This is a genomic window from Klebsiella sp. GB_Kp047 (assembly GCF_040065235.1).
GTDB classification, from domain to species: Bacteria; Pseudomonadota; Gammaproteobacteria; order Enterobacterales; family Enterobacteriaceae; genus Klebsiella; species Klebsiella quasipneumoniae.
On record NZ_JBEAJG010000037.1, the window covers coordinates 78,342 to 90,467 of the forward strand.

Consider the following 12,126-nt stretch of genomic DNA (forward strand, 5'->3'; position numbering starts at 1 on the left):
ATTAACGCCAGTTATCGGCTGGCAGAACAGATTACTTTTCAAGCCACACTGTAATTGCAGCGCCATCTTGCTGCAATTCTAGCGTCATGAAAGTGTGCAGTTATTCAGAATTGGTTTAGAAGTTGCTTTTTTTGATCGGCGTCGCAGCCGGCGTGGCGGGGAAGCGCAAGGAGAAAAAGGAGAAAAAAGCCGTTTCAGGCCGCGCTGCCGTCGCGAAGGCGACAAACGCGGCATTAGCAGTACGTATCAGGAGAGGAAGTTAACGCCCTGTTTTAAGACCAGATCGCAGGCTTTGGTTTTCACCTGTTTCGCCAGCGAGCTGTTGCCAAGCGTATTCAGGTCCAGCTGCTGGCCGTTATTACTGTTGAGCAACCCCTGCAGGCCATCGAGATAGTTGGTGTCTTGTTTCTGTTTTTCCGGCGTGCTGAGTCCTAGTTTATCCAGCACCTGGTTTTTGACGTTATCGGCGCTGGTCACGGAGGCCAGCTTCTGTTGCGCGCAATATGACAAGATCCCGGCCGCATTATTCATGCTGCTGGCGGTCAGCGACTGGCTGCTGCCACTGAGCAGGCTGGTTAGCGAGGAGACGGACATGCCGCCGCTGCCAGCCTGGGTGCTGCCGCCGCTGAGCTGGCTGGCGGCGCTGTTGAGAGAATCCTGCCAGGAGGCAGCGTGGGCCCCGGAGAGGGTAAATGCGCTGAGGGTAAGCGCGGCAAGTAAGCCATTTTTTAACGATTTCATAGACGGACTCATAAGCGTGACTGAAGAATCACTTTAGTATAACGCCGCCGTTGTCCGGAAATCTCTTAATACTCCTTGCCGGTGACGCGGTGCCGGTAACTTTCCCAGTTGAAGATAACCCACAGGCTGTTGCCCAGGCGCATACGGTCCATCACCCGTTCGCCGAGCAGCTTATTCATCTCTTCCATATTACTGTTGGTTAGCATACCGGTAGGCCGTTTGGAGGAAGAGCGGCGGTCAACTATCTGATTGATAATGACCTTTTCATAGCGAGACTCCGTCTGCATACCAATTTCATCAATCACCAGAAGATCGACCTTGCTGAGATCGCTCAGTAATTGCTCTTCGCTCGTCTCCCGATTGCCGAAGGTATCTTTCATGGCTGACATAATATCAGCCACGGTGATAATTAAGACCGATTTCCCGCGCAGCAGCAGTTCGTTGCAGATAGCAGCCGCGAGGTGGTTTTTACCGGTGCCCGGTTTGCCGGAGAAGATAAAGCTGGCGATATTGCCATCAAACTCCTCCACGTACTGACGCGCCCGGGCGAGGGCGTTCATCTGCCCCTCGCACTCGACGCGATAGTTATCAAAGGAGCAGTTCTGATGCAGCGGGCGGATCCCCGAGCGGTTAAAGGTGCGCTGCATTTTCATCGCGCGGTTCTCCCGCTCCAGCGCTTCGGAACGCAGCTTGCCTTGCTCTTTTTGCCAGGCCAGCAGCTCTTCGCCGGTTTTAAACGCCGGTTCGATATGAGCCGGCATCATTTTCTGCAGGCGCTTCATCAGATCGCCAACGTTTTTCATGCTCATCCTCGGAAACCTCGCGGAATATGACTGTCGGGTTCGCTCACGCTGTTCACATCGCGCTTCGGCTGCCCGCCGTTGCTGGCGCGGCTGATTTGCACGCTGCGAGCCAGTTTCTGCTGCCACTGCACGTGGTGAAACACTTTACCTTCCGCCTGCCAGTAAGCGACGAAAGCGGCCAGCTCTTCCGGGGTGACCGGCTGGCTCAGGGCGATGCCCCACAGCGCGGCCAGACGCTGAAAGTCGGCGTCCGGCTGCCAGGCCGCATACATGGCAAATTTGCCCATCGGCACCGCAACCGGCGCCGCCGCGGGCTCGTCGAAAAACTGCGGGTCAAGCGCGATGTCGCTACCGGGGCGCGCCAGCCTGGCTTCCAGTTCCAGCAGCTGCGCCAGCCGGTCTGGGGTCAGCGCATAGAACGCCGGGGCGTTGTTGGCAAAAACGGCGACAGTGCCGTCAGTCGATTTCGCCAGCAGCGCCGCGTGCTGCTGGAGGAATTCTTCCAGGCCGCTAAAATGGGAGGTTAAAATTCGCGAAGACATAATTCTATCTCAACTCTGAACTGCAAAGAGTGGGGTGATCTGCACATAGTAGCACAGAGCCCGTCGCGGAAGGAGCGTCGCGGCTTTACCGCGACGCCGGGGTTAGACGCGAGGGCGCTTACGATACAGCCACAGACCGGGTATCGACAGGCCGATGGAGAGGGCGCCCACGATTGAAGAGGCCTTTAAAAAATTGCTCAGCAGCAAAATCATCATCTCTTCAGAATAGCCAAAATGACTGATTTTTACCGCGGAGATCATCGCAGTGTAAGCGGAAATACCGGGAAACATCGGGATCACGGCGGCAACGGTAAAAATCTTCGGATGCGCCAGATACCAGCGCGACCACTGGATGCCGATGCAACCCACCAGCAGGGCGGCGAGAAACGTGGCCCATTCAATGTTAAAACCGGCGCTCATCATGACCATGCGCGAACCGTGGCCGATGGCCCCCAGCAGCGCGCACCAGCGCAGGGCGCGCTGCGGGACATTAAAGACCATCGCAAACCCGACGGCAGGGATCGCCGCCAGCAGCATGTCTTCCGCCAGCGCGAAAATAAACGAAATTATGCCCATCCCCGCAGCCCCCATACGGTCATTGCCATCACTACGCCAATGCAGGTGGCAAGGGTTAACAGGCTGGCGATCGCCCAGCGGGCGAGGCCGGTATTAATATGCCCTTTAAACATATCGGCGACGGCGTTGATCAGCGGAAAGCCCGGGACCAGCAGCAGGACGCTGGCGGCCATGGCGATGGTCGGGGTGCTGGCAAAGGTAGGGAGGCGCAGCAGCAGCCCGGAGATCGTGGTGGCCACAAAGGCGGTGATGCAGAAGTTGATCTGCGGATGCATGGAACGGTGGGTCAGCACCTGGCGAATGTACATGGCCACCGTGCTGGCGCAGAAGCTGACCAGCGCTCCATCCCAGCCGCCGTTATTCAGTTTACAGAAACAAGCGCAGGAGAGGCCCACCATGATCACCAGCAACCAGCGGGGATAGCGCAGGGGCCTAATCTGCGCGAAGCGCTTCTCGACGTCGCGATAATCCAGCAGCTTATGCTCGGCGAGGATCACGATATGCTGCACTTCCGTCACCACATGCATATTAATGCCGCGGTCGACATTTTTACGCGTGGAGGTAAGACATTCGCCATTCTTAATGGTGGTCAGGACGATAGCGTTGGAGGAGATGGCGCTTTCGACGCTGTCCATCCCCAGCGCCAGCCCGAGACGCGTTGAAAGCTCTTCCACCAACGCGCTTTCGGCGCCGTGCTGTAACAAAAAAAGACCACACTGGATGCATAATCGTGTGATTGCCCGCTGCTGTGCCCGATCAACCTGCATATTTCCTCTGCTGTCCGCGACGCCTGGTATCTGCCGATACTTTAACCTGAAGCGCCTGGGCGGCTGAGGGGGGTGGGATCAAATAATGTGCAAAAATTTCCCGCCCGCCGGAGGGGCAGAATTTGAAGCGTCCCACACTTTTGCCAGTTTGGTGAAAAGTGCAATTTTTGTCGCCATTCATCCCTTCTTTTTCCCGTCTGACTTATCAAAAATGCAGGAAAGCACTTTTATTAAACAAAAAATATACAAATAATTAACCCTGCAAAAGTGAGACAATCCTATGAAAACACAGGTCGCGATTATTGGCGCTGGCCCTTCCGGGCTGCTGCTGGGGCAGCTCCTGCACAACGCCGGCATCCACACGGTCATTCTTGAGCGTCAAACGCCGCAGTATGTGCTGGGGCGCATCCGCGCGGGAATTCTGGAAAGCGGTACCGTCGATCTGCTTCGCGAAGCGGGCGTGGCGCAGCGAATGGACGTCGAAGGCCTGGTGCATCATGGGGTGGAGTTTCTCTTTGACGGCCAGCGGGTGCCCGTCTCACTGAGCGAGCTGACCGACGGCAAGAGCGTGATGGTTTACGGCCAGACTGAAGTGACCCGCGATCTGATGGCTGCCCGGGCCGCCAGCGACGCGCCGATCGTGTACGGCGTGAGCGAAGTGACTATCCATGACGCGAAAAGCGACCGGCCGACGATCACCTATCTTAGCGAAGGTGAATTCTGCCGCCTGGAGTGTGACTTTATCGCCGGTTGCGACGGGTTCCATGGCGTGTCGCGGCAAAGTATTCCCGCTGACATCCTCAAAACTTACGAGAGCGTCTGGCCGTTCGGCTGGTTAGGCCTGTTGGCGGATACGCCGCCGGTCAATCCGGAGCTGATCTATGCGCATCATCAGCGGGGATTCGTTTTATGTAGTCAGCGCTCACTTACTCGCAGCCGCTACTATTTGCAGGTTCCGCTGAGCGATAAAGTGGAAGACTGGTCGGACGAACGCTTCTGGCAGGAGTTGAAATGCCGATTGCCGGCGGATCTGTCATCAAAGTTAGTGACTGGTCACTCACTTGAGAAAAGCATCGCTCCCTTGCGCAGCTTCGTCGTAGAGCCGATGCAATATGGGCGATTGTTTCTGGTGGGGGATGCCGCGCATATCGTACCGCCGACCGGCGCTAAAGGGTTGAACCTGGCGGCATCGGACGTGAACTATCTGTGGCGGATCCTTCGCGAATACTACCATCATGGCCGGAGCGATCTGCTCGCGACCTATTCGCGACTAGCGCTGGATCGGGTCTGGAAAGGGGAACGCTTTAGCTGGTTCATGACCCGCCTGCTGCACGATTTCCCGCAGCAGAGCGAATTCGACGCCAAAATGCAGGCGGCCGATCGCCGCTACTATCTGGGCTCGCGCGCCGGGCTGACCACCATCGCGGAAAACTACGTGGGCCTGCCCATGGAGCGCGTCGTCTGACTGAACAGGAGTAACTATGTCGCCCGTCCAAACTGTTCCGGTATTTAAGCTCTATGGCGAGGAGCGCGGCTGGCCGACGCCGGACCTGCTGCACTGCGAATCGATTTTGCAGCGCAGCAGCCTGTATCAGTGGCATATTCGCGTCCACCAGCACGCCGAAATGGTCCAGCTCCTCTATCTGCACAAAGGTCGGGCGGAGATCGAAATTGAAGGCACCACCGCGGTGATGACGGAATCCTGCATCCAGGTGGTGCCCGCCCTCTGCATTCATGGCTTTCATTTTTCACCCGGGACGCACGGATTTGTGCTCTCCCTGGCGCTGCCGCTGCTGAGCCGCTTTGAAAATCAGTTCGGCCGGCCGCTGGATGTGCTTAGCGTAGCGCAGTGTCTGCCGGTGGGGCGTTCCCGGGGGCGTATGCATACGCTGTTTTCAGCGCTTCGCGAGGAGTACAGTGCCGATCATGACGCACGGGAAATGATGCTTTATTCGCTGCTGGGGACGCTGCTGGTCTGGCTGAACCGGCAGTGCCGCCCCGCACCGCCCGCGGAAGACAAAGCGGAGCGAAAGCGCAGTATGATGCGTCATTTTTCCCGGCTTATTGAGAGCCACTACCGGCAGCATCTCCCGCTGGCGGAGTATGCGAAGTTGATTGGGCTGTCGGTCACGCATTTAAACTATTTATGTCGCGAGTTCTATGGCTGTAGCGCCCTCGGGGTACTGCATCAGCGACTGATGCTTGAGGCGCGGCGTAACCTGCAGTACACTCGCATGACGGTAACGCAACTCTCTGATTATTTGGGTTTTAGCGACGCCGCCTATTTTTCTCGCTTTTTCCGCCGCTACAGTGGTATGTCGCCTAAAGCATTTAGAGAAGCAATTAAAGAGAATGCTTCATAATTTTCAAGCCTGAAATTATTTTTGCTAAATAATAGTTTTATCTTTTCTAATTTATTAGCGCAGAGGCGTCTGTGCTAATATTCATCGCAAGTATACACAGGAATAATATTTACACGGTATGACCACGGTTCGGTCATTCAGTATATCGTGTACGCGGGCCATGAATATGCTTTTAATATTCATCCAGTAAATGGTATGGCGATCGAGTCACTCGCCGAACGTTTACGGGCAAGCGAAGGAACTTCGACAGGAAGCGGAGGTGTTATGTTACCAGGACAAGGTAAGTTTGGCGTTGTTATTAGTAAAATCCCCGTCATGCAGTCAGGGTTAAAGGTGATCTTCAATGAGAACCTCCCGGATTACGAACTCAGTTTTTGTCGCTCTCATGATGAGCTCACTCTTTTACAACTGCGGCGGGCGGTGCTGGTCGTTGCGGATATCTCCGGCGAGATTGCGCAACCCCGGGCCGTCTGCGAGCGTTATTACTCCCTCATGACCCAGTATCGTGATATTCACTGGGTTTTTATGGTCAGCGACAGCCTCTATCCATTAGCCGTTGAGCTATTAATTCGTCCCGAAAGCTCGCTCATCTCCGAGAGCGAGCCGGTAAACCGGCTGATTGAGGTGATTTGTGCCGGTAGCCGTGCGGCTGAGCAGATTAGCCGTACGCTGTTTACCGGGAATGAGGACAGCGATTTCGCAAGCTACCACTCTGCGGCGATGCTGACCCTGTCAGAGCGAAAAGTTCTGCGCCTTCTGGCGAAGGGATGGGGAATTAACCAGATCGCCGCGCTGTTGAAAAAGAGCAATAAGACGATCAGCGCGCAGAAAAATAGCGCAATGCGTCGCTTATCGCTACGCAGCAACGCTGAAATGTATGCCTGGATCAACAGCGCGCAGGGAATGCAAGAGCTGAATATCAATTCAGCTTACGGGGAGCAAATGGAATGGAAAAAAATAGCACAACCCGTCATGTCGCCATCGTAGAAAAATGTGTGATGACGGAAATGGCCTGGCGCTATATCTTTAGCCGTGAAGATAACAGCCAATACCGCATTCATTTTTTTAAAAATATCAATTTGCTCAGGGCGGTGGAAGCGTCGTTCCCATGGTCAGCAATGATCTTTTCACTTTCAGGGAGTCGTTCGTCCAGAGCCGAGAGCCTGCTTTTTCTTCACGAGATGGCGAGGATCCGACCGGAAGTCCAAACGATTATTCTGGCTAATAATGAAAGCGAAATGCGCCTGATCGGCCATTTAATGCCGTCCTGCCTGCACGGTATATTAAATAAATCTGCGCCGCGACGCGGGTTGCAGGAGCATTTATTACAGCTGCTGGATAATCATTCCCTCGCCGGCAAAGAGCATTTTTGCGGCAGAGAGGCATGCAACGATCCGCTAAGTCCGACGGAGCACGCTATTCTTCGGTATATGTCGTGGGGATATTCGCTTTCGGAAATTGCGGTGCAGCTGAACCGGAACATTAAAACCATCCGCGCGCATAAGTTCAACGCCATGACCAAGCTCGGGGTTCGCTCTGACATTGGTTTATTAAACGCGGCGGATATCTTGCTGCATTTACCGATAAACGGCCCGACCAGCGCCGTTAAACAGGTGGCATAACGCGGCTATATGCATACGTCTACCCATGTTGCGTCGGTGAGCTGCGCCATTCGTTCTGGTTCGATGCGAACGGCGCTGTGAATAGCCCCCGCTGCGGGTAGTACCTCCTGATAGTGCCTGAGCGAGACGTCACAGAAGACGTCCAGCGGATTTTCCAGACCAAACGGGCACACGCCGCCGACCGGATGGCCGGTCCAGGTCACCACCTCATCGCTGCTCAACATACGCGCTTTTGCGCCAAAGGTTTCTTTCAGCTTTTTATTATCCAGCCGCGCATCGCCCCTGGCGACGATCAGTACAATTTTATCTTTGATCTTGAGCGACAGCGTTTTGGCTATTTGTCCCGGCTCAACGTTGTGCGCGGCAGCGGCGAGCGCCACGGTGGCGGTACTCTGGTTTAACTCAATAATTTCGATATCGGGGGCGTGTTCGGCAAAGAACTGCCGTACAGACTGCAGACTCATTGGATTCTCCTGATTTAAGCCTGGTTAAATCTGTCACAAGCCTGGCGGAGTGTAAATATCGGCGCGGACAATCCAGATTCTTTCTATTTTGTCGATCTCCTTCACATTCACCGTAACCGGTTACTGTAACCGGTTGCGGTTATCTTCATTGAGATGAATACTGGAACAGTCACTTCTCCTTTTATTTATAACAAAAGAGCCGTGTATGAATCGTTGTGTTATGAGCAGTATAGCCGGTGATCCACCCGCTGCCTGCTGCATCAAAAAGCGGTCATCGTAACGGCAGGGTAATCGTTGTTGGGCCAGTATCAATAGCCTGTCAGGAGGGCTACTATGTCTGCTAACCATGCTGCGTTTAATTTGATATTTCGCTTTGTAGAAAATTACATAAGCCCCATAGCAGGGCGGATCTCATCGCAGCGTCACGTCATGGCTATCCGTGACGGTTTTATCTCCGCCATGCCGTTTATGATCGTCGGATCGTTTCTGCTGGTGTTTGCTTATCCTCCTTTTTCCCCGGATACCACCTGGGGTTTCGCCCGCGCCTGGCTGGATCTGGCAAAAGAGTTCGAGGGGCGCATTCTGACCCCCTTTGATATGACAATGGGGATCATGTCGATCTACATCTGCGCGGCAATCTCTTACAACCTCGGTAAGCACTACGAGAAATCCAATCAGCTCGATCCCTTTATGTGCGCGATGCTGTCGATCATGGCTTTTTTACTGATTGCCGCGCCGAAGACGAATGGCACGCTGCCGGTGGATAGCCTCGGCGGAACAGGGATCTTTACCGCCATTCTGGTGGCGATCTACTGTGTGGAGATGATGCGTTTTCTCAAGGCACATAACATCGGTATCCGTCTACCGGATCAGGTCCCTCCGATGATCAAAAATTCCTTTGATCTGTTGATCCCGGTGCTGGTGGTTGTGCTGACGCTCTATCCGCTGAGCCTGTTTATTCAACACCATTTTGACATGCTGATCCCGCAGGCCATTATGGCGATTTTCAAACCGCTGGTTTCGGCAGCCGATTCCCTGCCGGCGATCCTGCTGGCGGTCCTCATCGGCCACCTGCTGTGGTTTGCCGGGATCCACGGTGCGGCGATCGTTTCCGGGATGCTGCAGATGTTCTGGCTGACCAACCTCGGTATGAACCAGCAGGCGCTGGCCCAGGGCGCACCTCTGCCGCATATCTTTATGGAGGCGTTCTGGACCTTCTTTATCGTGGTCGGAGGTTCTGGTGCCACCATGGGGCTGGTGTTCTGCTATCTGCGCAGTCGTTCAGCGCATTTGCGCTCCATTGGTCGTTTGAGCGTGGTGCCAAGCCTGTTTAACATTAACGAGCCGGTCATCTTTGGGACGCCTATTGTCATGAATCCGGTGTTCTTTATTCCGTTCCTGCTGGCGCCGATGGTAAATGCGGTACTGGCTTGGGCGGCAATGAAGCTGGATCTGATCGGCCGCGTCATCTCCGTGGTGCCGTGGACGGCGCCGGCGCCGATTGGCGGTGCCTGGGCGCTGGGCTGGGATTTCCGGGCGGCAATTCTGGTCATCGTTCTGGCCTGCGTGTCGGCGATTATCTACTTCCCGTTCTTTAAGGTGTATGAGAAACAGCTGCTTGCTCAGGAAGCGGAAGAGGCCGAACGGGCGGAACAGGAGAGTCAGCAGACCGCATAAATAGTGACCGGGCGGCCACAGGCTGCCCGTAGCTTATTGGGAACAGGGCGTTATTTTAACGTGCAGTCGCCGCACTGTTGGACGTCCGGCAGGCGATAGCGCTGACAGCAGGTGCGTCGGACTAACTGCCCTTCACGCAGCACGACCGTTCGCCATAGTGGGTTATCCTGACCATCGGCGAGTTGTTTTTCAAAGAAACAGTGCTGGCGCAGGGCGGCAAGCTGCTCATCCCCCAGCAGCGCGCGCATTTCCCCAAGATACCAGTTAATCAGATAGCCTGTATTGCTCCAGATAAGTTTGCCATTGATTTCGCCCGTCGCTTCCAGCGCCTCAATAACCGGCTGCAGGGTGCGCGTCACCAGGGCATCCATCCGCGACAGCGGTGACAGTCTCTCGATGCCGGCATCACTATGGACATCAATCCAGAAACAGGCCGCCCGGCCGCTTTCGTGAAATTCGACGTGGAAATGTTCCGGCGCCAGGCTTAGACCCTGTGGTTCATTGAGCAACGCCAACATCAGCGGCGGCACCAGCAGACCGATATACCATTGCGCCCAGAGCGAGAGCAGAGGTTTCTGTTCCCGTGTCAGCGTTGGCTGATGACGATAGATATGATCGGAATAAGTGGCCAACAGGGAGCGTAAGGCGGTGGGTTGCGACCACTCGGCGAGCGTCAACGCGTGACCGGGAGCGGATTCATCCAGGCGCAGGAAATCGAGCAGATGGGGGCGCAGGGTGGCGATTTTTTCCCGAATACTCTCCGCCAGGGCGCGCTCAGCCGTCGGCAAAGGGGCCCGCCAGATAAGTTCATCGCTGAGAGGAAGGGAACGCCAGGCCATTCGATTTCCAGATACAAATCTAAATGATAATGATTCCTGATATTAGTTGTTTGCAGGCGGCATGGCAAGAATTTTGTCGGCGCCACGATGCCGCAGCGCGCGCGGGTTAACTGGCCAAAATAATGTTGCGGCCTTTATTTTTAGCTTCATAGAGTGCGCCATCGGCTCGCGCCAGCGCTTGCTCAATATTGTCATCAATGAGCGGCGTCAGACCAATACTGATGGTCACGTTGGTGGCGACGCTCTCATTAAACATATGCGGGATTTTCAGGTCATAGACCCGCTGTCGAATTCGTTCGGCAGCCTGCCAGGCCGTTTCTTCGCTGCTATTGGTCAGCAGCACCATAAACTCCTCTCCACCAAAGCGGGCGACAATATCGCGCGAGCGTACGGCGTTACGAATGGCAGCAGAGACGCGAATGAGCGCCTGATCGCCCATCATATGACCGTAGTGATCGTTATAGGCTTTGAAATGATCGATATCGAGGAGCAGCACGAAGTGGTTATCGCCGTCCAGCGCCAGCAGGGTATCGAGGCGATTCTGCAGTCCGCGGCGATTATACAAACCGGTCAGGGGATCCAGCATACTGAGATCGTTGAGGGTGTTGCGTTCCTGCATCAGTTTATCCATCAATCCTTGTGTAAAGGCATCGCTGCGCTTCTGGATAATATTTTGCAGGGTAATACCGGCAATAGGCAGCATAAAACAGTAAGTCATGCGCAACCATTGTTCTCCCTCGGCCATTATCAGGCAGGCAAGGAAAGTCGGTAAAGAGTGGAGGGTAAAGGCAGTGATATTATTGGAAAAAGCGATGGTGCCGATAAACAGAATGCTTAATAGGGCGATCACCAGATAGTTAAAATGCGGCGGTGTCAATAGCATCGCCTTTGTCACTACGTGCCATGCCCATAGCATGCCAAATAACAACGAGATAGCGGAAATATTTATTTTCGATTGCGGCCATTTCCAGTGCCAGAGCAGCAGCAACCCGCTGCAGGCCACGATCAGAGCGCAGGGCAGCGTAAAACGAACTACCGTAAATAGGGGGGTGACCAGCGACAGAGAGGAAGAAATGAAATTAAGCAGTAAAAAAAGCCGTAAGGAATATTGATATTTTTGTGCGTAGTGTGCTCGCCAGGTTTGTGCAGTCATATCGGAAGAATCATTATTAGTCGTTAAATTTCAAAATGATGAAAGCCAAAAATGAAGAGTCTGATAACAATGTGCAAAAAAAGGTTATTTGCAAAATAAGAAAAATATTTAATATATATCGATAATCCGCTTAATTTATCACCTTCATGAATGTATGTCATTACCGCGAACGTAAAGAATAAGGCACAGAGCACTTTGCAAATGACAAATGATAAAAATTATCATATGATATTGGTTATCATTATCGTTGTGAGAGGTAAAACCATGCTGCTGCGAGCATTAGGAAGCGGTTGGGCAGTCGTCGTTCCCGGCGCGCTGATTGTCGCTCTCGGGTATGCCGGGGTGTCGGCTGACGTATGGCGGACGCTGGTCGCGGTGGGCATGCTGATGTCCGCGGTGATGATATGGCATCGTCAACTGCGCCATTTTATCCTGCTGCCATCGTGCGTTGCATTGATTGGTGGGATAATGCTGATGATGGTGGATATCAAGCTGAGAGGATAACGTCGGGAGAGGGAAGAATATTGGTGCGAGGGGGGGGACTTGAACCCCCACGTCCGTAAGGACACTAACACCTGA

15 protein-coding genes are annotated in these 12,126 nt (G+C 54.2%); 6 read left to right on the top strand and 9 right to left on the bottom strand.

The window, feature by feature from the left end; all coding sequences use genetic code 11:
* Positions 1-246 precede the first annotated feature (246 nt).
* The 5 genes from ABLV76_RS16915 to ABLV76_RS16935 all read right to left on the bottom strand — a co-directional run bounded on the left by ABLV76_RS16915 (position 247) and on the right by ABLV76_RS16935 (position 3,429).
* A complete protein-coding gene (locus ABLV76_RS16915; RefSeq protein WP_004886462.1) occupies positions 247-741 on the bottom strand; it encodes a DUF2501 domain-containing protein in 495 nt (164 codons plus the stop codon).
* A gap of 65 nt (positions 742-806) precedes the next feature.
* Positions 807-1,544, bottom strand: coding sequence for a DNA replication protein DnaC (gene dnaC / locus ABLV76_RS16920; protein WP_025999144.1), 738 nt, complete (start codon positions 1,542-1,544; stop codon positions 807-809).
* A 2-nt stretch (positions 1,545-1,546) separates the two neighbouring features.
* The gene (gene dnaT, locus ABLV76_RS16925; RefSeq protein ID WP_017899103.1) at positions 1,547-2,086 is read right to left on the bottom strand and encodes a primosomal protein DnaT; all 540 of its coding nucleotides are present in this window, start codon (positions 2,084-2,086) and stop codon (positions 1,547-1,549) included.
* Positions 2,087-2,188: 102 nt separating this feature from the next.
* A complete protein-coding gene (locus tag ABLV76_RS16930; protein WP_004886472.1) occupies positions 2,189-2,662 on the bottom strand; it encodes a threonine/serine exporter in 474 nt (157 codons plus the stop codon).
* Positions 2,653-3,429 carry a threonine/serine exporter ThrE family protein gene (locus ABLV76_RS16935; protein WP_017899102.1) on the bottom strand — a complete coding sequence of 259 codons (777 nt, stop codon included), beginning with the start codon at positions 3,427-3,429 and terminating at the stop codon, positions 2,653-2,655. Before ABLV76_RS16935 ends, ABLV76_RS16930 begins: the two co-directional genes overlap by 10 nt.
* Before the next feature lie 280 nt (positions 3,430-3,709).
* On the opposite strand from ABLV76_RS16935, the gene pobA reads away from it, so the two are divergent.
* From pobA to bglJ, 4 genes are all read left to right on the top strand, one after another.
* Positions 3,710-4,894 carry a 4-hydroxybenzoate 3-monooxygenase gene (gene pobA, locus ABLV76_RS16940; protein WP_004886477.1) on the top strand — a complete coding sequence of 395 codons (1,185 nt, stop codon included), beginning with the start codon at positions 3,710-3,712 and terminating at the stop codon, positions 4,892-4,894.
* 16 nt (positions 4,895-4,910) lie between these two features.
* Entirely contained in the window at positions 4,911-5,792 is an 882-nt protein-coding gene (locus ABLV76_RS16945; protein ID WP_023319686.1) for a helix-turn-helix domain-containing protein, read from the top strand.
* A gap of 264 nt (positions 5,793-6,056) precedes the next feature.
* Entirely contained in the window at positions 6,057-6,779 is a 723-nt protein-coding gene (locus ABLV76_RS16950; protein ID WP_004886484.1) for a LuxR C-terminal-related transcriptional regulator, read from the top strand.
* Positions 6,740-7,414, top strand: a complete 675-nt coding sequence (gene bglJ / locus ABLV76_RS16955) for a DNA-binding transcriptional activator BglJ (RefSeq protein ID WP_023319687.1) — start codon at positions 6,740-6,742, stop codon at positions 7,412-7,414. The genes ABLV76_RS16950 and bglJ overlap by 40 nt, the downstream gene beginning before the upstream one ends.
* Positions 7,415-7,419: 5 nt before the next feature.
* Here the strand turns inward: bglJ and ABLV76_RS16960 are convergent, their stop codons facing one another.
* Positions 7,420-7,878, bottom strand: coding sequence for a YbaK/EbsC family protein (locus ABLV76_RS16960; protein WP_004886490.1), 459 nt, complete (start codon positions 7,876-7,878; stop codon positions 7,420-7,422).
* 333 nt (positions 7,879-8,211) lie between these two features.
* Between ABLV76_RS16960 and ABLV76_RS16965 the strand changes: the two genes are divergently transcribed.
* A complete protein-coding gene (locus ABLV76_RS16965; RefSeq protein WP_002887650.1) occupies positions 8,212-9,555 on the top strand; it encodes a PTS cellobiose transporter subunit IIC in 1,344 nt (447 codons plus the stop codon).
* Between the two features lie 50 nt (positions 9,556-9,605).
* On the opposite strand, the gene fhuF is transcribed toward ABLV76_RS16965, so the two are convergent.
* The 3 genes from fhuF to ABLV76_RS16980 all read right to left on the bottom strand — a co-directional run bounded on the left by fhuF (position 9,606) and on the right by ABLV76_RS16980 (position 11,741).
* The gene (fhuF, locus tag ABLV76_RS16970; protein WP_023319688.1) at positions 9,606-10,394 is read right to left on the bottom strand and encodes a siderophore-iron reductase FhuF; all 789 of its coding nucleotides are present in this window, start codon (positions 10,392-10,394) and stop codon (positions 9,606-9,608) included.
* 106 nt (positions 10,395-10,500) lie between these two features.
* A complete protein-coding gene (locus tag ABLV76_RS16975; RefSeq protein ID WP_004886496.1) occupies positions 10,501-11,547 on the bottom strand; it encodes a diguanylate cyclase in 1,047 nt (348 codons plus the stop codon).
* Positions 11,548-11,570: 23 nt separating this feature from the next.
* Positions 11,571-11,741, bottom strand: a complete 171-nt coding sequence (locus ABLV76_RS16980) for a hypothetical protein (RefSeq protein WP_072096669.1) — start codon at positions 11,739-11,741, stop codon at positions 11,571-11,573.
* A 70-nt stretch (positions 11,742-11,811) separates the two neighbouring features.
* Here ABLV76_RS16980 and ABLV76_RS16985 point away from each other — a divergent pair, with 70 nt between their 5' ends.
* The gene (locus ABLV76_RS16985; protein ID WP_004886500.1) at positions 11,812-12,051 is read left to right on the top strand and encodes a DUF1435 domain-containing protein; all 240 of its coding nucleotides are present in this window, start codon (positions 11,812-11,814) and stop codon (positions 12,049-12,051) included.
* Positions 12,052-12,126 lie beyond the last annotated feature (75 nt).

What these genes read in the sequence shown, in the direction of transcription:
- ABLV76_RS16915 (WP_004886462.1), bottom strand. Translation starts at nt 741, where the DNA reads ATGAAATCGTTAAAAAATGGCTTACTTGCCGCGCTTACCCTCAGCGCA.
- dnaC (WP_025999144.1), bottom strand. Translation starts at nt 1,544, where the DNA reads ATGAAAAACGTTGGCGATCTGATGAAGCGCCTGCAGAAAATGATGCCG.
- dnaT (WP_017899103.1), bottom strand. Translation starts at nt 2,086, where the DNA reads ATGTCTTCGCGAATTTTAACCTCCCATTTTAGCGGCCTGGAAGAATTC.
- ABLV76_RS16930 (WP_004886472.1), bottom strand. Translation starts at nt 2,662, where the DNA reads ATGGGCATAATTTCGTTTATTTTCGCGCTGGCGGAAGACATGCTGCTG.
- ABLV76_RS16935 (WP_017899102.1), bottom strand. Translation starts at nt 3,429, where the DNA reads ATGCAGGTTGATCGGGCACAGCAGCGGGCAATCACACGATTATGCATC.
- pobA (WP_004886477.1), top strand. Translation starts at nt 3,710, where the DNA reads ATGAAAACACAGGTCGCGATTATTGGCGCTGGCCCTTCCGGGCTGCTG.
- ABLV76_RS16945 (WP_023319686.1), top strand. Translation starts at nt 4,911, where the DNA reads ATGTCGCCCGTCCAAACTGTTCCGGTATTTAAGCTCTATGGCGAGGAG.
- ABLV76_RS16950 (WP_004886484.1), top strand. Translation starts at nt 6,057, where the DNA reads ATGTTACCAGGACAAGGTAAGTTTGGCGTTGTTATTAGTAAAATCCCC.
- bglJ (WP_023319687.1), top strand. Translation starts at nt 6,740, where the DNA reads ATGGAAAAAAATAGCACAACCCGTCATGTCGCCATCGTAGAAAAATGT.
- ABLV76_RS16960 (WP_004886490.1), bottom strand. Translation starts at nt 7,878, where the DNA reads ATGAGTCTGCAGTCTGTACGGCAGTTCTTTGCCGAACACGCCCCCGAT.
- ABLV76_RS16965 (WP_002887650.1), top strand. Translation starts at nt 8,212, where the DNA reads ATGTCTGCTAACCATGCTGCGTTTAATTTGATATTTCGCTTTGTAGAA.
- fhuF (WP_023319688.1), bottom strand. Translation starts at nt 10,394, where the DNA reads ATGGCCTGGCGTTCCCTTCCTCTCAGCGATGAACTTATCTGGCGGGCC.
- ABLV76_RS16975 (WP_004886496.1), bottom strand. Translation starts at nt 11,547, where the DNA reads ATGACTGCACAAACCTGGCGAGCACACTACGCACAAAAATATCAATAT.
- ABLV76_RS16985 (WP_004886500.1), top strand. Translation starts at nt 11,812, where the DNA reads ATGCTGCTGCGAGCATTAGGAAGCGGTTGGGCAGTCGTCGTTCCCGGC.